15 protein-coding genes are annotated in these 22351 nt (G+C 50.4%); 5 read left to right on the top strand and 10 right to left on the bottom strand.

Annotated features, from left to right (window positions below; all coding sequences use genetic code 11):
- Window positions 1–218 precede the first annotated feature (218 nt).
- A complete protein-coding gene (locus DESTI_RS18200; protein ID WP_014811432.1) occupies window positions 219–1436 on the bottom strand; it encodes a glycosyltransferase in 1218 nt (405 codons plus the stop codon).
- Between the two features lie 244 nt (window positions 1437–1680).
- On the opposite strand from DESTI_RS18200, the gene DESTI_RS18195 reads away from it, so the two are divergent.
- Entirely contained in the window at window positions 1681–3132 is a 1452-nt protein-coding gene (locus DESTI_RS18195; protein WP_014811431.1) for a DUF4347 domain-containing protein, read from the top strand.
- Between the two features lie 751 nt (window positions 3133–3883).
- Here the strand turns inward: DESTI_RS18195 and DESTI_RS18185 are convergent.
- From DESTI_RS18185 to DESTI_RS18145, 9 genes are all read right to left on the bottom strand, one after another.
- Window positions 3884–5917, bottom strand: coding sequence for a hypothetical protein (locus DESTI_RS18185; protein ID WP_041286315.1), 2034 nt, complete (start codon window positions 5915–5917; stop codon window positions 3884–3886).
- A gap of 313 nt (window positions 5918–6230) precedes the next feature.
- Entirely contained in the window at window positions 6231–7706 is a 1476-nt protein-coding gene (locus DESTI_RS18180; RefSeq protein WP_014811429.1) for an efflux RND transporter periplasmic adaptor subunit, read from the bottom strand.
- Between the two features lie 185 nt (window positions 7707–7891).
- Window positions 7892–10042 (bottom strand): site-2 protease family protein, encoded by a 2151-nt coding sequence (locus DESTI_RS18175; protein WP_014811428.1) that lies wholly within the window; start codon window positions 10040–10042, stop codon window positions 7892–7894.
- Window positions 10043–10109: 67 nt separating this feature from the next.
- The gene (locus DESTI_RS18170; RefSeq protein ID WP_014811427.1) at window positions 10110–10490 is read right to left on the bottom strand and encodes a DUF3467 domain-containing protein; all 381 of its coding nucleotides are present in this window, start codon (window positions 10488–10490) and stop codon (window positions 10110–10112) included.
- Between the two features lie 240 nt (window positions 10491–10730).
- Entirely contained in the window at window positions 10731–12674 is a 1944-nt protein-coding gene (locus DESTI_RS18165; RefSeq protein ID WP_014811426.1) for an HAD family hydrolase, read from the bottom strand.
- On the bottom strand, window positions 12662–13912 hold the full coding sequence (locus tag DESTI_RS18160) for a glycosyltransferase (RefSeq protein WP_014811425.1): 1251 nt from the start codon (window positions 13910–13912) through the stop codon (window positions 12662–12664). The genes DESTI_RS18165 and DESTI_RS18160 overlap by 13 nt, the downstream gene beginning before the upstream one ends.
- A gap of 82 nt (window positions 13913–13994) precedes the next feature.
- Window positions 13995–15338: an adenosylmethionine--8-amino-7-oxononanoate transaminase gene (gene bioA / locus DESTI_RS18155; RefSeq protein WP_014811424.1), complete on the bottom strand. Its 1344-nt coding sequence runs from the start codon at window positions 15336–15338 to the stop codon at window positions 13995–13997.
- A gap of 31 nt (window positions 15339–15369) precedes the next feature.
- Window positions 15370–16407, bottom strand: coding sequence for a lysylphosphatidylglycerol synthase transmembrane domain-containing protein (locus DESTI_RS18150; RefSeq protein ID WP_014811423.1), 1038 nt, complete (start codon window positions 16405–16407; stop codon window positions 15370–15372).
- Window positions 16394–17344: a UDP-glucuronic acid decarboxylase family protein gene (locus DESTI_RS18145; RefSeq protein WP_041287306.1), complete on the bottom strand. Its 951-nt coding sequence runs from the start codon at window positions 17342–17344 to the stop codon at window positions 16394–16396. The genes DESTI_RS18150 and DESTI_RS18145 overlap by 14 nt, the downstream gene beginning before the upstream one ends.
- A gap of 710 nt (window positions 17345–18054) precedes the next feature.
- Here DESTI_RS18145 and DESTI_RS18140 point away from each other — a divergent pair.
- From DESTI_RS18140 to DESTI_RS18120, 4 genes are all read left to right on the top strand, one after another.
- Window positions 18055–18867 carry an ABC transporter permease gene (locus DESTI_RS18140; RefSeq protein ID WP_237671498.1) on the top strand — a complete coding sequence of 271 codons (813 nt, stop codon included), beginning with the start codon at window positions 18055–18057 and terminating at the stop codon, window positions 18865–18867.
- A 6-nt stretch (window positions 18868–18873) separates the two neighbouring features.
- Window positions 18874–20172 (top strand): ABC transporter ATP-binding protein, encoded by a 1299-nt coding sequence (locus tag DESTI_RS29125; RefSeq protein WP_014811419.1) that lies wholly within the window; start codon window positions 18874–18876, stop codon window positions 20170–20172.
- A 522-nt stretch (window positions 20173–20694) separates the two neighbouring features.
- Window positions 20695–21318 carry a class I SAM-dependent methyltransferase gene (locus tag DESTI_RS18125; RefSeq protein WP_041286312.1) on the top strand — a complete coding sequence of 208 codons (624 nt, stop codon included), beginning with the start codon at window positions 20695–20697 and terminating at the stop codon, window positions 21316–21318.
- A 31-nt stretch (window positions 21319–21349) separates the two neighbouring features.
- Entirely contained in the window at window positions 21350–22228 is an 879-nt protein-coding gene (locus DESTI_RS18120) for a glycosyltransferase family 2 protein (RefSeq protein ID WP_157212201.1), read from the top strand.
- Window positions 22229–22351: the final 123 nt, after the last annotated feature.

Raw genomic sequence — 22351 nt, 5'->3', positions numbered from 1 at the left:
GACACACCGGAGAGATGCACAGTCCGCACACAAAAGTGCCTAATAATAAACACTTGCGAGGTGATTTGTCAAATGATTTTTACATCGGGGATACAGATTGTGAACGTCGAAATCAACAAAATCTACTGTAACTCTTTAATGTTTGTAGGTATAAAATCTGTGACAGCGCTTTCTTGCAGGACAATTTTCGGTCTAACAGCAGGTGCAACTAGTACCACTTACTTCTGCGAGTCAGAATGCATTTTGATAAAATTCATATATTCAGATGTGATACGTTCACACTCTCTGTTGATTCTTTCATTTTCTGCTATTAATCTGTAACATTCTTGCACTAATCTGGCGTGTTCTCCGCTCATGCGTTCGCATTGAGTGCTGAGCCGGACATTTTCGCCGGTCAAATTATGGTTCTGATAGTTGATACGATGATTTTCATGATTCAGCCTCTGAGATTCCTGACAAAGCCTTTCGTTCTCCGTCCTCAAGGCAGCGATTTCTCCGCCTCTCGCTTTGATAATGCCCAGGATGGCTTTTAGCACGGGATTCTGCATGGTATCGATTCCGGCAAAAACCTTGGATGCGTCGCTCTTTTTTGACTCCCGCCATGTCTGACAGAGAGCCAATGCTTGAAAATCCACCAGTGGATTTGCCGCAAGCAGCTCATGAGCTTCTACGATGCTCAAGACCGGATTCTTGCCGCGCGCACATTCGTGGAGGTGCCACTCGAGAACAAAGTGGCATTCCGCGAGTAATCGGTCCATATTTTCAAACACCGCATTATCGCCGTGCAAACGATAGCACACCAGCGGTTTGTCTATAACCTGGAGCATCTCCTTTCGCGCCAGGGAGAGGAAGAAAAACCAATCATGCACATACCGGAAAGATTTGAATCCGCCCAGTTTCACGAGCGTTTGTTTCTTTACGAAAATGCTTGAAGTGGTAACCAGATGGTTTGCGACGAAAAGCGATTTCAGGAGCGATTGCTGAGTGCGATACGCGAGACGTGCAGTCCGGTACCACTTCACCGATTCGTTCTCTCCATCCAGCGGTTCGCCTTCTTCATCCACGTACCGAACAGTGGAAACGGATGCCTCCAATTCCGGGTGCCTGGCATGGAATTCCAGATGGGTCTGCAGTTTTTCAGGAAAATACAGGTCGTCGGAGTTAAGAATGCTTATCCATTCAGACCGGGCAAGCTCCACCCCTTTGTTAATTGCTGCATGTGCTCCGCTGTTGGATTGGGAGAAGAATCGTATCCTCGGATCGTCAATGCTTTGAATAATCTCAGGGGAATTATCACTCGATCCATCGTCGACAACAACAACTTCTATATCATCGATAGTCGACGCGAGTGCCGACATCAAGGCCTGTTTGACGTAACGTTCATGGTTATAGGAAGGAACGACCACACTCACTAATGGAGCGGATGATTTAGGCATATATTCACCAGAAAGTTGTACGGGTTTTTCATTAGGATACCGAAAATCACAGGAAAATTCAATGTGTCGGACCGCGAAATTCCGGAGAAATCGGTTCCAGGTTTTTTCTTGACTGATGTTCTGCAAGATTTACAATTGAAATAATTCCCACGGATATTATCGTGGTGTAGGTCCTTTTCCGGAAAAGGATATTGCCTTGACTCCCTTTGCTTTTCTCCGACAAATTCAGCATCGAGAGGTGGGGATGGAAGTCCTTGAGCACAGGATTCTGCTGGACGGAGCCCAGGACGATACGAGTAACCAGAATGCCGGAGACGTGATCGCTGGGTCCGATGGAGCAGTTGACGATGGTGCCGCCAATCCCTGGACATACGCGGGAGATGGGTGGTGGTACCAGCACATCGGGGCTTTCGGTTACTGGTTCTACGATATGCACAATTATTTTGCCCAAGAAGACGGTACAGGCACGTGGTTTATCTACAACTTCAGATTCGAGCAGTGGGACGTATATGAGCAATGGTACTGGGACGGAGCGTTCTGGATACAGAACACGGGCCAGTGGTGCACGATCTACAATGATAACGGTTACTGGGCATACGACAATTATTCGGAAGATGTGTGGTGGTGGGACTGTGGTGTGGAGCAATGGAAAATATACTCCGAGACCGCCGACATATACTGGGATGGGGCACACTTTTGGGCCGATCTCGGGGGTGACTGGTATTATCAGGACGAAGCCTCAGGAGGATGGCTCTTCTACGAACAGGGATGGGTATCTGCAGATTTGGGAGGCGCTCACGAGATCTATCTCTGGAATGGTTCTTCCTGGGCAGCCATTGATTGCACGCTCTGGTTCACTGATGACGACTATGCGGCGTACGGCGCACACAGCACGTACGAGTTTCAGCCGGATTTACATGATGGGATCGGATACGATGGTGAACCGATTCATTACAATTACTCGACATCTTTCGATCCAGTGACGGGTTTCCTGGACCGATGCGATTATTACATTGTCGGTAATTGGACCGGAGAAATCCTTGTGCACTATTTTATCAACAATCCGAGTCCAACTATGGATTACCAGGTTTGGAACGGCAATTATCAATATAGCGAATCTATAGACGTTCTTTTTACGTTCGACAGTTCCAATTTTCTTTATGTCCAGGATTATACGGCACTAGACGTTCGCATCGTGCAGTATACGGACGCGGCTTTTAATGTGAGCACATGGCTGTATTACAATCAGTTGATCTCTTATGGAGAGCGCTCGTGGATTCACAGTGAAGGGATTCTGGAGCACGGGGGCGAGAACAGCTTATCCATTGGAACTGACAGAATTACCAGCTCGAATGACGACACTTTCACGTGGGCCTTTTTGGAATTGAGCGAAGTCCTCGCCCCTGATGCGCAATTGCAGCTCTGGACGTGCTCCTTGGCTGGAGATCCTGGCAGCAATGGAAGAGTGCTTCTTACCGATCTAGCCCTGTGGACGGGCGCAACGGTCTTTGGCAGCAGCGATCTTACGGCAATTGTGCCGTTAAATTATACATCCACTGGGGATTGGACTCTCGAATTTGCTACGACTGGAGCAGGGCAGGTGAGTTTCTACTGGATAGACTGGATTTGGGACACCACGAAATTGAACCCTAATTACCGGGATCTTCCTCCTGACTTCGGAGAAATTGTGTATTAGTAAAGCCTCCAAAGCCGCGCTGCTCTGGGGCATAATTCTTGCCCTTTTGAACACATTGTTCTCTAGAAGAACGGTAGTGGCCGGCGTCCCTACCGGCCAGAACTGGCTGATTTCATGTTAAAAATGTGCCGGCACGGAGGCACGGCACCCACCAATTGTCAAGAAGTGCTTTCTGCAATTGGATACCATTTTATGCACTTGCTATAATCCATTTGTAAGAATTGTTCCCAAACCCTTCCAAAAAGTCTCGATATTATTCTAAAACTGTAAGGCTTCAGTCACGGGCGGTGGTTTGAGAGGTATTTTGTTTGATTACGTAGTTGATGCCAGAGCGTCTGAATGCCTGTCATTGCGAGCGAAGCGAAGCAATCCCTTGAAGGTGCAGGCACGTGTCAGGAGATTGCCACGTCGCTCCGCTCCTCGCAATGACATGTTCACAGCGTCTCACCTCCGTGAATAACTGAAGGAATACATCGGAACTAATCTTTCGTCTTGACCTATTTCATCTTTCTCTGAAGGCTATATTTCGCTCTAAAGAAAAAATGAGAAAGTCGGCTGAACAGGGAAGCAGCCCAGTAGAAGACGCGCGAGCTTTCGACTGTGATACAGCGTATCAGCTCATGGAAGTGTGCGTGGAGTCCAGGTTTGCGACGTTTCAAACGAGCGGCTGTCCAATGAGTGAAATTGATCGCCGAAAAAAGGAAGAGATCGTAAAAGGATTTCTGCTGTTTCACTTTTCCTGTCCCTACCTTCACGATTTCAAAAGGTCACGGACGCGTAACAGGTATTGAAGAAGGTGAGCTCCTGCACTTCCTGCCGTTCCGGCCGGCCAGTATGACCCCCGAATGTTTCGCCAGAGCGTCCTTGGTTTGAGGATCGATCTGAGCCCGCGAGTTCTGTTTCCTGTCCAGTCCATGACATTGTCGGTTCCAAAATCTTCGGAATGCTTCAGGTTCATGATCCGATCCGCTTCCTCGGCTGTAGGAAACACGAGGTGGCGTTCCATAAGAGTCCCCACGAACGGCTTTATATCGCTGAACGTATATGCTGTTGACTTTATGATGGAGCGAAATTGCAGCGTAAAATCAATGACACCCTGTTGGAGCTCGCGAATTACCGGATCTTGACGCAGTTCGATTAACCGATCGGGAGCCGATTCACTCTTGAAAGTGGGGGTAATGGCGCCGGTTACCGGATCTTCCACAAAACCCGTTGCTGTGGGGTGAAAAGCCCGGGCGGCTTGTTCGAACACCTGGAGAAAATGGAACGGACCGTCGAATTGCGGTTCCGGAACCCGGTTGTCACAAAGGAGTCCGAAAAGCGTGTTCTTTTCAGGATCGAACCGGTGGGATGCAGCTTCCCTGAATCCCATATACAACCCGTACACGTGGGGATAATCATTCCTCTTCCCGCAAGCATCCCCAACCAGTTTTTGGATCGTCGCGAGCCAGCCTACGTCAACGAAGGCTACGTGTGCTTTTCCGAAGAATCCCTCCTGGGTGAGATATTTTTCCACAAGACCCCGGTACGGAGCGGACAATTCGATCACTCGCCGGGTGAACTCCGCATCGCTGCAAAACGCTCTGAGTATTGCCATATCCTCATGGCCCCAAAGGGGTTTTCGGATGTCAGGCAGTCCGTAATATGCGGCCTTTTCCACGAATTCTTCCCAGGGTAATCCGAATGCCTGGAGAATCGAGTACAGCCCCTGCTGCTTGGGATTATCGAATGGCAGGATTATGGCTTTCTCAAAGGTGAGACCTTCATGAATCGAAGCCAGTGCTACTGAACGACGCGACAGGTACACGTAATGAGATCGAGGGATATCTCTAAAGAAATCCGGGGCGAGCAGTTCAAACAGTTGCTGAAAAAACTTGCCTTCCCTGGCGAGAAAATAGATGTCCCTAATCCCATATTTCTGCACGATTTCCAGCGCCCCGAGAATATACGTGCAGAATACCGGCCCGAAGAACGAGAAACCGTAATCGTAATAAAAATCTCCGGACTGTGGTGGGATTGTCGATCCTATAACATGCATTCCCCGCCAGTACGGATTGGCTGCCGACATGTCGCAGTAGGTTGCTCGCACCTTCTTCTTTGCTTTGAGAAGAGGGTCCGCAATGAGCACCGTGTTCAATCCCAAACGAGAAGGCACATGGAAATCGTTCGCCTGATCCGTTCCAATGTGGAGCACCGATTGAGGTGGGACGTTCTCCCCAAGCAGGAGCGATCTGAAAAGTGCTTCGGACGATTTGTCCGCGCCGAGGTCCGCACCTGCATAGATAGCATCAAAACAGGTTACGGCCTTTCGATTCAGGACATATGACAGGTGGGATTTACTGAGATGAATGTCCGACAGAAGCACGCATCTTTTATTGCGCTTCTTCAGTTCTCTCATGAATTCCTGCATGCCGGCGTTCACATACAGAGAGTCGCAGAAAGATTCGAGCTCGTACCGGACAATGAGCTCTGCAACATGCTGCTGCAGGTCCGGGGCGATGCTGGAGACTGCGCGAGCCGCAATATCCGTGAGAGAATCTGTTGAAGGGTATTCCAGCTTATCTTCGAGTTCTCTTCGTTGACTTTCGCTGAATTTCGGTCCCAGGTCTTCCTTGAGGAGTCGTCTGATCTTCTTTGCAGTAAACCGGGAAATCGCGTTCAGAGGCTCAATGTAGCTTCCGAAGAAGACATCCTTCAAGTTGATGGAAACGATCTCAATACGAGAAATTACACCGAGCACTTCTTCAGACAGTTGATTGTGAGATTGTACGAGTATGGAAAACACAGCAGTATTCGTAAATTCCGATTGCCAAAGGTGTTCGTATGTCACATGCAGCAGGTGTTATAGCGATTATCAAAAATAATGACCTTAATTCGGTACGGCTAGTCTCTCGAAAAATCCCCCCAGCCCCCCTTTAGAAAAGGGGGGTAAAGGCGGCATCAATTCCCCCCTTTCGTAAAGGGCGGAAAGGAGGGATTTTGATTCAGACAGAATTTTTGACAACTCCTATAATGGCTGATATCAGGACAAAACTCTTGGCGGAAATGTATCAAGATCTCAAGTCTCGGTCGATTCCAGGAGACCCCGCCTTGATAGGTTAGAAGTACAGCATCAACTTGTTCCAGTGCTTGAGGATCCGTGTTGTGATAATAAACCAGAGGTTTGCGTCTCTGGTTTCGATCTTTCCCACTCCCTTCAGACCCACTTTTGCAAAGGCTTCTGCATCGGGAAAGGGGGCCTTCACACGATAGATATTCCCCAGACGTTCCACGGCTTCTGACGCGGGTGCAATTTCGGCTACTTTCAGTTTGTATCCCTTGAGAGGTTCATTATTCAGGTACACCCACATATCCTGACCCGGCTTTACGTAGCAGACCCGGTCTTCCGGAACCTCGACCTGGACCCAAAGCTCGGATGGTAACACCACTTCACAGAATGGTTCGCCTGGCGTGAATTTCTTACCGATGAGACTTTCCACGTCTTTGGTAACGACAACTCCATCGACCGGAGCTTTTATCTCAATAAACTGCTTCTGCCACTGGTAATAGCTGAGTTCCAGCCATGCGCTTTGGCGTTTCAGTTCGGCGAGTCGACTTTCGGCCAGTTTGGAAACGTCTTCTTCTGCAGAGCTACGTAGGATAACCATTTCTTCCGTGTTGATATCGAACTGTGTTTGCGCGTTCTTGATTCTATAATCGAGGTCTTTGGGGTCCAGAGAGGCCAATACCTGTCCTTCCTTGACCTCCTGCCCCTCCTTTACGAACACTTTTTCGATAAGCCCTTCCATTTTGCAGAAAGCCAGATGTTTGTCCCGGGGGATAATGTCCGCTTCGCCTCCCACGCTGAAGGTGACCGGCACGACAAAGAGCAGCAGAAAAAGAAGAATGGCAGCCACTGCCGCCGCGAGGGCGTACCTGGCTTTCTTGGAGCTCATCAGTCCTTTCTGCTCCAGAGGCTTTGTGCTCGTCATAGTTGCCAGTTCAGGCCTTTTGTGCAGCACCCATCTCTGGGCGAGAGCAGCCCCGAACACCGGTGATATGGCAATCAGGTGTTCGAATGCTATTCGGTCGGGCATCCCTTCGGAAAAGAACTCCATGACAAGGTGCCCCATGGCTTCGCCTTCGTGCATGAGGGGTATGTAGCAGAGTCGATTGCATCCTGAGAAGTGAAGGTAATGGCCCAACGCTTCTCTGGCAGAATCCGGAAAATCCGGGTCCGCTATTCCGAGGATATCCTGTTCTGTCCCGGGGGCTATGGGTTTCGTGAGACTTTTCAGTTCTCTGCCCAATTTGGTAATTTCGCGGTACGCTTCGGATTTCTTGTTCAAAGAAGTTTGGTTGGTGGCAGCGACGAAATTCGTATGCCCTCCCATATGGGTAACGAGAAAACAATTATCAAATTCAACCAAGATTCGGGTGTCATTCACCAGGAGGAAATAGAGGCTGTCAAGCGAACCAGCTTCCAGAGCCATTTTTGCAAGCGTGAACACCGCTCTGTGAGCTACCGGTTGTGCCGCTTGAACAGTTTTCTGAGGGACCTGAGGCCCTACATCCTGAAATACGATTCGATCCATGTGCCTACGCCTTTTCCGCCTACATATAATCCGGATTAGCCAAATTCTTTATCCGTTCATACTGATGAGTCCCGAGCTAGTTCCCTGTTTATTAAGGGGGAATTACACATGCCTTTTCATCCCCCCTTTTATAAAGGGGGGTTAGGGGGGATTTTTCCCGTGAATAACTGAATGGGTACAAATGGCTAGAAAAACGCTTCTTTGTTCAGTGTTTTTACGAGTTCGTCCACTGCTCGGGAGAGAAGGCTTCTCGCCTGGTACGGGACCACTAATCTTCCCGTAATCCCCAGAGGGACATCAGTCCCTTTCCCTGCCAGATCGACGGTGCACACGTAAACAGCGGTGAGCGGCACGTCTCTTTGATCCGCATTCTTCCGTGAAGATCCGCTTCGTTTTCCATGCTGTTCCAATGTTCTCGGTTCTGTTGCAACTTCCCCCCCGAAACGACTGGAAAACGGCGAATCGTCAAGTTCCCGCTGGCTGTACATCCTGATTGATTCGACTGTTCCATCTAGCACCAGACCGGTACCAATAGGAAACCATACCTTGACTGATTGTCCTTTGTGGAATTTGTACAACTCGTCTTCCAGAATGAGCCCGTAGACCACCCGATCCTTATCCGAATCGATCTGGCCGACAACGAACCCTTTTTCCGTCCGTAATCCTCTTTGCACAGACAGGTCCAACTTTGAGATTATACCGTCGAAGGGAGCACGTATGCCGTTCTTCGCGAGCTCGAGATCCGCCCGGGTAAGGTTCGCCTCTTCCTTTTGAATGTACGAATCGAGAGCTTTCTGGATCGCGCGGGATTTATATTTCTCGTCCACGAGCAATATTTCCATCTTCTTTTTCGAAATTTCGCTTTCCGTATCCTTCTTGAAAAGATTCAGCTCCAATTCGTTCGTATCCAGGGTGTACAGCAGATCCCCTTCCTTCACCACAGATCCTTCCCGTATGAGCACCCGATCGACCATGGTCATGAGAGGAATAGTCAACTTCTGTGTCTTGGAAGAAGCCATATAGCAGGGGTAGAGGGATTTTGCCGAAAGAGGTAGACATAGGGCAGCCAGAGCCGCTACGAGAATTGCCGTCAGAAGTGCAAAACCGGCGAATTTGGGTTTCATCTGTCCCCTGCGGGCATACATTCCCGAGACTCCGTTCTTCATCGGCATAAGTACGAAGGTCACGATTGCCCACGATGCCAATACGATGCCCAGCACCTTGTCGAAGCGGGTATATACGCCCACGATAATGAATGCATACAGAGCTATACGATACATGGTAGATGTCGTACCGTAAATGCCGAATATGAGTTTCTCCCGTAGCGTCTTGGCATTGTTCTGAACCTGAGCCAGGCCCAGAAGTTTGTCCATCACAATGTGCCTCAAATATTGCCGCGATTTGGTTACGAGATTCGGCGTGCGGATCGCATCTATGAGGATGTAGTATCCGTCAAATCGTATGAGAGGATTGGCGTTGAATATCAGTGTCGAAATCAAGGATACGTTGAAGAGATAAAAAGCTAATGAATTGATTATACCGGGCTTCGTGTAATGCCATATGTAGATCGCAAATACCGCAAGAACCGCTTCCGCAAGAATTCCTGCAGCTCCAATGGCCATGCGCTGTTTCCGATCCGACAGTTGCCACGCATCGGTCGTGTTGCAGTAGAGGCACGGAAACAGAATCAGAAGTGCTATGCCCATTTCAGGAACGTATCGACCGAATTGTTTTGCAACATACGCATGGGAAAACTCGTGGACAAGCTTCGCGATGACGATGGTGATCCACAGGTAGATGATGTTCTCCAGATTGAAGAAGAAGAGAAATTCCCGCTCCAGAACGTCAAGTTTGTCTATTACGAAGTAGATGGCTCCGGGAATCAACAACGCGATAAAGATCGCGACCCATTTGTTGAAAAACAATTTGAAGATCCACAGCGTTTTCTCGAGAAACTTGTCCGGATTCAGCAAAGGAATGAAAAGAAAATAGACGCTCGCAAAATGCTTCATTCGCTGTGCATCATCCATGTATTTCTTGATGAAGAGCTGTTTCTCGGCTGAGCTGAAAGGTGTTCCCAGAAGAAGACCCAGGCGGGAAGCACTATCGAGAATGAGGCGGGCGTCTTCAAGAGAATAAAAGTGGCCTGCGGCTTTGAGTTCCTGAAGGGCAGCATCCAGGCTTTTGGTCCCGTCAAAAACCTTCAGAAAGAGATACTCGTAAACGGAGAGACGAAAGAACTTGTCAGCAATGGGGTCCTTGAGAACTATGCTGATTTTCCCTTCGCCCTCGTCGTATTGTGAGACTTCAAGATCGGCTCTAAATTTGGGAAACAACTCCCCCATCCTTTCTTAGTACTGAGCCCACAATTACATCTTACTCGAATTTTGAAAATGGCCGCGGTCAGTCCTGCTGATTTGCTTTCGCTTTGAACAATTTTACGGTCTCTATGAGCGCTTTTGCAAGATCTTCCGCCTGTTCCACGGTCATGTAGATTTGTCTTTCATAGACCGGGTTCAATTCAGCAGAACCCGAGCCGGGGGGCGGAGTCACGTATCGGCCGAATAGAACCGATATTTCGCGCGGACTGCTGGCCACTACAGCGCAATTGCTGTAATACGACTCCATACCTTCACGCGCGGCCATTCTTCGGACCATCATTCCTTCCGCACCACCAGCGCCACCACCGTACTGCGGCATCATGACCTGCTGCCCGGCGCCTTGCATCATTCTGCCTTGTCCCTGAACGGGCATTCCCTGTATTTGAAATCTTTGGTCCGCCATCAGATTCTCCTCCTGAACTGTATTTTATCCGAATGAATGCACAAACGATTGCGTCCATCAACTATTGTTCAGGCCCCCGGTATTCGCTTCGATATACGTCGGTGGCTTTTCAAATCCTGAGAGGATTCGATCGTGATTCCCTCCACGTTCTCTAAGGAACTCACTAATTCTATCAGCGTGCGTAAAACAGGTCAATTTGTCCAGTAAAAAGCGTTACAATTCCAAAAATATGGACCGCACTCATCCAGAATACATCTTCCGGAACAGTGAAGCGAACGAATCGTACGCCGAAACAAGACTATGTCCACCAACAACAGCTATTCTGCCTCGTCTCCAGCTCGGTTCTCCATTGAGACAGCTCAAGACTGTCTTTGCTTCCGCCACGGTCGGCTTTCGTACGAATCGCTCGAAACGGCCCAGGAAACCTGCAGTGTCCTCGTCCGTCAGAGGGAACTTGGCGAATCTTGTCATCTGGCCGTAAGTCTCCGCAAATTGGAGAATTCCTTCTTGAAGCACAGCCAGATCCCGATTTGTTGCCGCATTGTCTCGACATTCAGAAAATACGGGAACAATCTTACCGTCAAGATTGCGCTTCAGTTCGAGCGGGCGCGCATCCAATGGTGCGGTCAGAGTGTGCAAAAGACCGATTGCGGTTTCGGAGATCCGTCCGTGTGAATCTAAACCGGATGCTAGGAACCCCTGTCCTCGTCGATCTTCGGATAAGAAAAGATAATGGCCCTTTACGCTGCACACCGATTGGAGGGTCTCCTGGAAACGGGTGTCCGGCCCAAAGGCAATGACCGATACCGTATCGTGCGCTTCAATTCCCTGTTGCCCGAGATAATCCCGGAGCAGTCCTCGATCATGCTCCCGTTGTTCGAGGACGCTTTTGCGGAATTCCGGATGGTTCAACAGCAATTGGAGTCTCCATTCAGTGCCGGACTCCACGATATCGTCAAGAGAGTTGAATCCGCACGAACGAACGATGGGAAAAAGACTCTGCGTATCCAGGAAGAGTGTCGAAAACAGCTCACGAAGTGAAGTCTTTCCTGCAGTCTTCTTCAGGGCGGCGGTCCAGTCAGGGACCATGAGATTCATCATGTAATCCGGAATGCAACAAGATTCGGCACGGACATCATCGCATTCGGGAATCCCCATTCTCTTGAACACCTCCTGCAGGATAGGCGAAGTTCCACCATCGAACATGACTGAGCGAATCCGGTCTTCTGCTACTTTCAGGGCTGCGCGATGTACAAAATGAGCAATGAGGGGGCCGAAAACAGTGTATCCGCAATCGAAAGCCGCCCCTCGTTCGCCGGAGTTCCGGAGTCCGCAGGCATTCACGAGGAGAGTGACCCTGCAATCTCCATCGTGGTCCTCGCGAAGAGCGAGGTGTTCGAGGCGTCTGAGGCGTGTTTCATGATGATCGGGCCAGTACAGGTACGATCTTCCTCCCAGAAATTTCGGACGCAGCAAATCGTTCGTGATCTTGTCACCAAAGTGAATCCATTGCCGCGGCTCGACCTGTTCGTCTTCAAGCATTCGAACAAAGAGCCGGCCGCTGCGTTTACTCAGTCTGTGCTCTGAAGAAACGTACCCGCGGTGAAAGAGGCCTTTGAATCCGTTTCGATCGAGGAGTTCCTTTACATGGTCGTGCCCGAGATACATGTCGGAAATGAATACTACTCGTTTCCCAAGCTCTCGCAGTCTGCGGACCGCTTCAACCATGCCTTCTTCGGAACGGCACGCCCATTTTTCACCAGAGATTTCTTCATCAATGAGGCGCGGCACGTGAAGACGCGCTTCGTCCTCGTCCATAAAATTCTTCAGCAGCCCGTGAAAAACGCCGTGTATATGATACTCGGGATCGAAACCCTGCGATTTGGCTGCCTGCCATTGCGCAATTTCTACCTGGGTTCTCAGCGCAAGGATCTGCCCTACGTCGATGGACACGCCCCGGGAACGAAGCAATCCGGAGAGTGCACGGGCTGAGGGAATCTTGGTTTTTTCAGGTGGAAACACGACTCGTCTGAGCAAGGTATCGAACACATCGAATGAGACCACTTTCACGTTCAGGTTCAGTCGCTCGACCACACGTGTTACATGGGTGGGCGATTTCACTCGAAATACCCTTCGTGCGACCTTCACAGCTATTCCCGGAAGCTTCGCTTTTAGCGACCGCATGTCAATATTTCCCGATAAAAATCAAGATGATTCTTTAAGAATACAGGCTTACTATACAGCTTAACGGCCTTTGCCCTGGACGCCTTTGCCCATTTCTCCCGCATTTCGGGATTGTCGTGTGCTGTCCGGAGTCCCTCTACCAATCCTTGCACATCGGCTGTTTCTGCCAGCCAGCCGTGAACCTTATGGCTCACCATTTCCGGAACTCCCCCCGTACTAAACCCAATTGTGGGAGTGCCTGCAGCCATGGTCTCCATGACTGTCAAAGGCAGATTGTCCGCCAGAGTCGGAAACAGGAAAACATCAGCCGCAGCGTAATAGAGACTCAAGAGTTCGGCATCTCTGACATATCCTGTGACATGCAGATCGAAATTCTTGAAACGGGCTAAAACCTCGGGGTCGGAATTTCCCACGAGCAGGACACTGAATGGCCTGTCCAGCGCTTTCAATGCTGCCAGGGCATGGACCACGCCTTTTCTGATTTCATAGAGGTGAGCAGCGGATACCAGAATGAGATATGCGTGTTCGGGTAATCCCAGTTTCTTGCGAACCGCTTGCTTGTCGTGGGGCTGAAACAGATCGGTGTCCACGCAGTAAGGAATGACTCTCGGCGGTTGACTGAACATGCCGGAGCGGATCGCCTGCCGTGCCATCCATGCCGATGGAGCGATAGCGGTAAAAAGGTTCTTGCCGGCAGTCTTTCGCTTATAGGCCTGCATGAGACGGGTCCGGTCGAAATTTGTCAAGAGAGGCCATTCCTGCAATTTGGGACAATCCCGGCATCGCGCATGCCATTTTTTGCATTCCATCGGAAAAATACAGCCGCCGGTGAATGGTGAAATGTCGTGGAACGTCCAAACTACGTGCGCTCTCCGGGCGAGCCATCGTAAACCTATTGGCGAGACTGCAGTGGACAAATCATGAAAATGGTAGATGTCATAATCAACTTCTTTGCGCAGCCACATGCGAAAGATCTCAGGAGTGAAGAAGTCGGTAAACCCCAACTTCCGGGAAATCCGTCTGCATGCTTGTTCGATTGGATGAAAACGCCGTCCGCCGAAGAGCAGCCTCATATGCTGTTTCCACACTGCTCCCGGATAGCCGAGCCAGTGATGTGCGATCACGTTCGGTTCTTCATTGAGGAGTACAGCCAAATCATCGGCTACCCTACTTGCGCCGCCGCCCTCCGCATTGGACTTGCTGATTACTGCTATTTTAAGGATGGGATCGGAAACCATCTATCTGTTGTATGTACTCTTTCAAAAGGAAACGTTAAGGGAACTTCTCGATGATTCGAGAAAGTTCCCCGATGAATCATAGTTAAGCACCGCAGACTTTTGCTATGGATTGCGCGGTAGACGCTACCAGTGTGCGAATTTCATCCTGAGTAACGGATAACGGCGGCATCATCACAACTACGTCACCTAACGGCCTCAGGATTACTCCTCGGCTCCGTACGTCTTGCGTAATTCGTGCACCGGTTCGCAATTCGGGAGCGTACGATTGTCTCTTAGCGCTGTCCTCGACAATCTCTATTCCCACCATGAATCCGCATTGACGCACTTCACCCACATGAGGAAGAGGTGCAATTTCAGTGGAAAGGAGTTCCTGCAAAAGGGCGATCTTGGGTTGCAGTTGCTCCAGGATTCGCTCAGACTCGAAAATATCGAGATTCGCGCAGGCAACAGCACACGCCAGAGCATTTCCCGTATAGCTGTGGCCGTGAAAAAAGGTCTTGTACTCAGCGTACTCGCCGAGAAAAGCTTCATAAATTTTCTCTGTGGCAAGTGTCGCTGCAAGCGGCAAGTACCCGCCGGACAGACCCTTCGCTACAGACATGAGATCCGGTCGCACTCCTTCATGTTCGCATGCAAACATCTTTCCTGTCCGCCCGAATCCTGTTGCCACCTCGTCACACACCAGCAAGATATCGAATTCTCTGCACAGGGATTCAACTCCTCTCAGAAAACCCGGCGGATGAACGATCATTCCCGCAGCGCCCTGAACAAGCGGTTCGACAACCACCGCTGCTATTTCTTCCGCGTGGTCCTCTGCCAACGCCCGCAGATGATCCAAAGATCTGTCGCGACATTCCTCGAGACTCAGATCCGGGTGCCTGTACGGAAACGGAGTCGGAAGAGAAAACGTGTGGAATAAGAGTGGCTGGAAAATACTGTGAAACAGGTCAATTTGCCCGAGACTCACCGATCCTATGGTGTCTCCGTGGTAGGCTTCGGCGAGCGTCACGAACTTTCGTTTCGTGTGCCGTCCGAGATTGCGCCAGTACTGGAAAGCCATTTTCAAGGCCACTTCCACGGCTGTTGACCCGGAATCGGAATAAAAAACTCTGGTCAGACCTTCAGGAACAATCTTCACCAGCTTCTCGGCCAACGCAATCGATGGAATACTGGATAACCCCAGGAGCGTGGAATGAGCCACTATTCCTAGTTGTTCGATTATCGCCTTGTCCAGCGCGTCTCGACAATGTCCGTGGACATTTACCCAAAGTGACGAAATGCCATCGAGATATCTGCGGCCGTCCGTGTCGATCAGGTAATTTCCTTCTCCACGCTGGATCACGAGAGGATCCGTATCAGTCCACTCCAACATTTGCGTAAAGGGATGCCAAAGATATCGTTTGTCCAAATCAGACCAATTCTTCACTACGTTCGTCCTTGAAACTCGGCGTAAGCCTTTATTCTGCCAACCGGGGATCTGTTCCGGGAACGGGCTCCTCGGAATCCGCCGGTTTGGAGAACAGACTCTGATCGAATCTGAAATCGCATGTGCGATAGGATAACAATCCCAGGAGGAGATTGGATACCAGAGAGAACAAATGGTAGACCGTTGCGAATGAGATCGCAACTACGGCCTGTATGCCGAATATGGCAAGCGCGTAACGACAAGCTGCATGGAATGTGCCTATGAATCCTGGAGCGGACGGTAAGGCTACTCCAAAACAGATAAATACCTGGATAGTTACTGCGACGAGAAACGGCGCATCCACTGCGAATGCCAGAAGGAACAAATAGGTCATCAGAGAAAAAAGTATCCAAATCAATACCGAACACGCAAGTATAACCACTGCTTGCTTGAAGCTCGCCATGATCCCGAATCCATCCACTAATTGTTGGACAATCTTACCGACAAAAAGGGATACTTTTTCCGGCAACCAGGAAAGCAATTTTTCCACAAGTCTCTGAAAGGCATCTCTGCGAGCCAGTATGAAGAGTACTACGAGATAACCGGCCGCGAGCACCACGAGCAAACCGACCCCGAGGTACGAGTAGAAGATGTCTGCCTTTGGGTTCTTCCAGAGAACTACTCCAAGAAGCAGCACGAGACCGGACAGATCGAAAAATCGCTCAACCATTACAGCTCCGAAACCACTTGAGAATGTGGCATCTCGCTGTCTCAGGAGATACGGCCTCACCAGTTCGCCAAGACGTATCGGCAGAATCATGCTCGCTCCCGCCCATATATTGAGCAGATCCCACAGATCTTTCATTTTCATAGGGCAAAAGGGATTGAGGATTAGGCCGAAGCGAACCGCCCTGAAGAATTGAATGGCGATAACGAGCAGTGTGCAAGGAATGAAATAAACGGGGTTTACCTGTTTGAGACCGTTGACGAATTCAGGCCATGACACATCTTTGAATGCCATATAAAGGAAGGCCCCGCCGAAAGCGGTTCCGAGGAGAATCAAGAAGGTTCGCTGGTTACCGTTTGACATGAATTGACCCTAATTCCTCCCGGAAATACTCTATCGTAGAATGCAGTCCTGTTTCCAGGGGGACCTTGGGTGTCCATCCAAGTTTCGTCTCAGCCACAGATATATTGGGCTTTCGTCTGAGGGGATCGTCTTCGGGAAGCTGTTTATAAGCGATCTCAGACCCGGTGCCGGGAATCATCCAGCGAATTTTCTCGGCCAAATCTCCAACCGTCACTTCGTACGGATTGCCCAAATTGATAGGACCGGATTCACCGCTTTCCATGAGGCGTATCAAACCATCCACCATGTCTGCGACGTAGCAGAACGACCGCGTCTGGGTTCCATCACCGTATACGGTAATATTCTCTCCGCGGAGCACCTGACAGATGAAATTGCTGACAACTCTTCCGTCATTGGGGAGCATGCGGGGACCGTACGTGTTAAAAATTCTCGCGATGGCTACGTTGGTGTGATTGTAATCCCTGTACCCGATCATCAAGGTCTCTGCTGCGCGCTTGCCTTCATCGTAACATGCTCTGGGGCCGACCGGATTTACGTTCCCATTGTAGGTCTCGACCTGAGGATGTATTTGCGGATCGCCGTACACCTCCGATGTAGAAGCCAGGAGAATGCGAGCCTTCACTCGCTTGGCAATGCCCAACATGTTCAAAGTGCCCAACACGGACGTCTTGAGCGTCTTGATGGGATTTTCCTGATAATGGACAGGAGAAGCCGGGCACGCGAGATGATAGATCTGGTCGACTTCCAGGAGGATCGGGACAACTATATCGTGTCGAATGCATTCGAAATTCGGGTTATCCCGAAATGGAATGATGTTTTTCATGCTTCCGGTGAAAAAGTTGTCGAGACAAATAACAGAGCAACCTTGACCGAGAAGAGCCTCAACCAGATGACTGCCTATAAAACCTGCCCCACCGGTCACCAGTACCTTTTTCATGTACACAAACCCCGCAACAAAACAATGACTTCCCAGTATCTGACACTTGGACATCTATGTCAAATGAGAAAAAACTTCATGCGCAATCGTTCAGTTGTAAGCGGGCGCTAGAAATTCTGCGCCCTGAAAGGGCGACCCGATAGTAGCCACGGGTGGTCAACCCGTGGACAGCGGCACGCCCAGGCATGGTTCAACGACCCTGAAAGGGTCGACCAAAAGGCAAGGATTCTCGAATGTCATTGTTAGACCTTTTCAGGGTCCTGAAGACAAAAGGACTTGCCGTATCACTTCCGTGGGTTTGCATCCCGCGTCCCGCTGGACTACTGTTGGGTAGCCCCTTCGGGGCTATAGAACCCTTTTCCATGCGTAACTATTAGGTTTGTGAGAGTCGCGAAGCGCATTCTCACAAACCTAATAGTTGGACTAAACCGCTTCGCGGAGGTTGAGTCCAACTGAATGCTTACCTTTGTACGTTTGTAGTGACTGTGTCAGCAAGCTATGGTCTTGACAATGGATCTATTTGCCTCCACAATCCTGCGTGAGAAAATACAGGCCGTAGTCTGTCAGAAACAATGAGAGAGATCGATCTCTTGTATTTGATACACAATGAATGGCTTCCAAGGACTCGTGCACGGTGCGGGTCCCTTGTTTTTTGAGATACAGGCTCTCTTCGTCGATCACGTGAAATTGGAGTTCTTGATTTGCCAAAAGTGGGACTATTGAACCGCGGGGTGTACGTTAATGTGTCTCCCAAGAGCCGCAGATGGGCGCGGTTCGCAACATTACTGTACGCTCTCGTAGTTAGGGATATAACAAGCCGGTACCGAAGGTCAGCCCTCGGCATCTGGTGGGCATTCTTGCAGCCTCTGATTCTGATGCTGCTGTTCAATATGCTGCGCGGATTCGTCAATATTCCGAGCGACGGAATTCCCTACATTCTCTTTAGTTTTGCAGGCCTGGTACCCTGGACGTTCTTCACGAATGCCGTGGCTGCATGCGGTCCCAGTATTACCACGAACGCAGAGGTCATCAAAAAGATCGCTTTACCGCGTGAAGTATTTCCTCTGGCTTCAGTGGCTGCGACCCTGTTCGATTTTTTCATGTCCGGCATCATTTTGGCGGGCATGCTGATCTGGTTCAAAATCCCTGTGGGAATTCATCTTCTCTGGTTGCCGGCCCTCATTGTACTGATGACGATCATCTCGTTTTCCGTGGGCATACTCCTCGCCGGTTTGGGAACGTTCCGAAAAGACTTCATTTTCGCCACACCGTTTCTTACCCAGGCATGGCTGTTCGCCACTCCTGTCATTTATCCTTTGAGTACAGTTCCCGAGCAGTGGAGATCCATTTACATGCTGAATCCCATGGTTGGAGTAATAGAGGGGTTCCGCAACGTACTGCTGAAATCTGCAGCGCCGCCCAGTGAGGCTTTTCTGTTATCGGTGCTGATGACTCTCGTTATCCTGGCGATTGCCTGGCCCGTATTCCGAAAACTTTCCGGCTATTTCGCCGATGTACTGTGAGGCAGGATGTCCGAAGACGTTGTAATCAAGATAGAAGGACTCTGGAAACGTTACGGCCTGCCGCTGCCCGAGTTTGTTCACACATTGTCGGATCTGATTCGATCCAAGAAAGCAAACTCGACGTACAACGGTGACCGCCGTCCCATGGCGCTGAGAGATTTGAACCTGGAAATCCGCAGGGGTGAAACGGTAGGAATAGTCGGCAGAAACGGTGCAGGAAAAAGCACGCTGCTAAAAATCTTGGCCGGAGTCACGGCTCCGACGCGGGGCAGAGTAGAGATTCACGGTAGAATCTTCCCAATGATCGAGCTGAACGCAGGTTTGCACATGGAATTGACCGGTCGCGAGAATGTACGCCTGCTGGCCGCGGTGATGGGACTTTCGCGGCGGGAAATCGATGCAAAGCTTCCGGATATCGAGGATTTCACCGAACTGGGAGAATGGTTCGATAAGCCTGTGCGCATGTATTCCAGTGGTATGCTTGGCAGGCTGGGATTCGGCGTGGCAGTAAACATCGAAAGCGATGTGGTGCTCATTGACGAGACCTTTGCCGTGGGAGACCTGAAATTCCAGAACAAAAGCCTCGCCCGGGTCAAAGAAATGCGAGAAAGCGGAGCTACCATTTTGCTGGTCAGCCACAGTCTGGAGACGCTCCAATTCGTCGCAAAGCGGGGTATCCTCCTGGAACAGGGCGAGCTCATCTCGTCGGGAACAGCCTTGGAAGCGATCAATGCATACGAAACGCTGGTCTTCAGGTCGGAGCAGGGGCGACTCGAACATCGGGTGAGAAGCCGTATTACAACGAAAGAGGCGAACATTTTCGGCGCACGGCTTTACGCGGAAGACGGCTCCACTCTGACGGAAATTCAGGCGGGCCAGCCATTCGGAATCGAAGTGGACCTGCGCTTGAACCGATTGCTGGAAAAGCCGATGTTCTCGCTGGGTATTCTCAATGCAGCGGGAATACTCTGCAAGTGGAATATTTCGGCAGAGGACGGACTGACGGAGCCGGGAACGTGCAACAGGTACCTCGTCCGAGCCTGGTATCCTGAGAACAAGTTATCGAACGGTGCGTACGAAGTGCATTTTGCTGCGAGAGATAATGCATCATTTGAGACTCTGGAGCGGGTTGCAGGTATCCTCAGTTTTGCAGTGACAGGGCCCGGTAGAGCGAGAGGGATTGTGTCCGGCAGATGTCAGTGGGAGTTCATTCTGCAGGATGAGTGTTCGGAGAAATCGGATTCCGTTTCCGGCGAGACAGGCAAGGTCCCGCGAGACCCGAGATCGCTGGACTCGTCGCAATGACAACATTTGATGGAATTGCTGAATGGGCGGTTCCGATGCTAAGTAGGGGCGCCCCTCGTGGGTGCCCGGTAGTGACCGGCCTCCGTGCCGGTCCATTGCAGGAGGGCAGGCACGAGACCTGCCCCTACAGGGATGATGAATCGTGGCACGATTTGTTCTGCATTCAAGACTTTTGAGACAGCCTCCTGCGAGTCCGCCCAGATAAGGGTAGGCACTAGGCCTACCCCTACGAAGATGGAGAATCGCGGCACGATTTTTGTGCGTTCGGGAATTTTGAGGCAGCCTCCGCAGGTCAGCCCCTCCGCTGGCTGCTATGAGTCTGTAGCGGGTGGCCTCCGTGCCGCCCGATTTGGATTCATGAAAGCTAATTCGTGTAGTTCACAGAGAGCCAGACTGGGATAAGGTTCTCTCTAATCCGCATCTTTGATTGCGAGTTCCCCAATTCCGTTGTTGGTACTTGCTTCAATGACGGTCAGGTTTAGGTGCATGGACGTAGAAGGTCAATTTTCTTGGAATAAACTGATGCAGTGGCGATCCGAATGCCACGGAAAATTCGGGTCGTTTCTGGATTATTCCGTCAAGTCCCCTCATGAGGTACTACCGGAACTGCTCACCAGTGGCTCGCGCGTCCTGGACATCGGCGCCGGTGCTCACAAACCTTTCCGTCAGGTAATCGTCGCGTCAGGTGCTGCATATTTCTGCATGGACACCGATCCTGCAGGCGATTTCGATTACCACAGTTTTGCCGATGTACCGGAGGGTATCTCTTTCGATTTCATGATGGCTAATCAGGTGCTCGAACACATGACGGTGGACACTGCCTTCAGGACAATGAAAGCCGCATACGAGAGAATACGCCCGGGTGGGAAAGTAATGGTAACTGTTCCGAATGCGGCTCATCCGGTTCGCCAAAGGGATTGCACGCATATTACTCCCTGGCCGCCGAACGATCTGTACAGCCTTCTGAGAAGTGCAGGATTCCACGTGGACCTGATGACCCGATACAACAAATTTCCTCTCACGGACAATCCTCTGAAACGGTGGATTGTGGAAGTAGTCTGCCGTGAATTTCGTATGGACTGGTGCGACAGCATTATGGCCGTCGGTCATCGGGAAACCGATTCACCGGATGATACAAAAGAGTAAAGGCCCAACTCCCGGTCAGAATATGACGATCATGAATATACCCATTGACGGTCGGAATTACCAAGTTGAAGTGTACAGGAACATTTCCATGCCTCCGGACGCTCCTCGCCTGGCTGTCGTTTCCAATCTTCGGAACGATGCGGCAGCATCCATATTGAAGGTGTGTTTGGAAGGTATTACCCGATTCACTCCCGAACCGCACGAGGTCTGGGTTATCGATAACAATTCGCCTCTATCCCAAGTCGAATGGCTCAAAGAACAATCGGGCATCAATGTGGCGTTAAACCGTACGGAACCGTTGCCGCCTGAATCTCAAGAAGCCATAAAAGCCGATGTTCCGGGAAGCCAGCTTCAATGGGGAAGCTATGCCAATGCCATAGGACTGGAACTTGCGGTGCGCCTGATAGATCCGGAGACACGCTATCTTATGACAATGCACATGGACACACTGCCGTGCAGGTCAGGCTGGTTATCGTACCTCAAGGGAAAACTGGTTGACGGCACAGGAGCCGCAGGAGTGCGCTTCGACCGCACTCGCACTCCTGAAGGAATTCTGCACGTGCTCGGGTACATGGTTGATTTTCGTTTGTTTGCCAGATTGAAGCTCGATTTTTTCCCGAGATTGCCCGAGTTCGACGTGGGAGATCTGGTCACCACAAGACTGCGGGAAGCAGGGTTCAAGGTTTTCGCATGCCCGAATACTTTGTGGGAACCGCACCTTGTGGAAAGCATATCGCCGGGGTCTCCATTCAGGGATCTCCCTGTGGACAGATCGTTCGATGATGAGGGGAACGTTTTCTTTCTTCATCTGGGGCGAGGGGTTCGTAAATCCACCGGTGAGCATCGCACGGGCATAACGGTCGATGAATGGGTCCGTGTTGCCCGTGAAAAGATATTTACGCAGGACTGATACCAATTTGCTTTCAAAGTGAGACGAAAATCCCCTCTTACCCCCCTTTAATAAAGGGGGGAACGGGGGGATTTTGAATGCAAAGTGGTATGACAGAATAATTCCGGTACAGTCTGCGGAATT

The sequence above is a fragment of the Desulfomonile tiedjei DSM 6799 genome (assembly GCF_000266945.1).
GTDB classification, from domain to species: domain Bacteria; phylum Desulfobacterota; class Desulfomonilia; order Desulfomonilales; family Desulfomonilaceae; genus Desulfomonile; species Desulfomonile tiedjei.
Note: the sequence above shows the minus strand (reverse complement) of the source record. Positions and strands in the feature narration are given on the sequence as shown.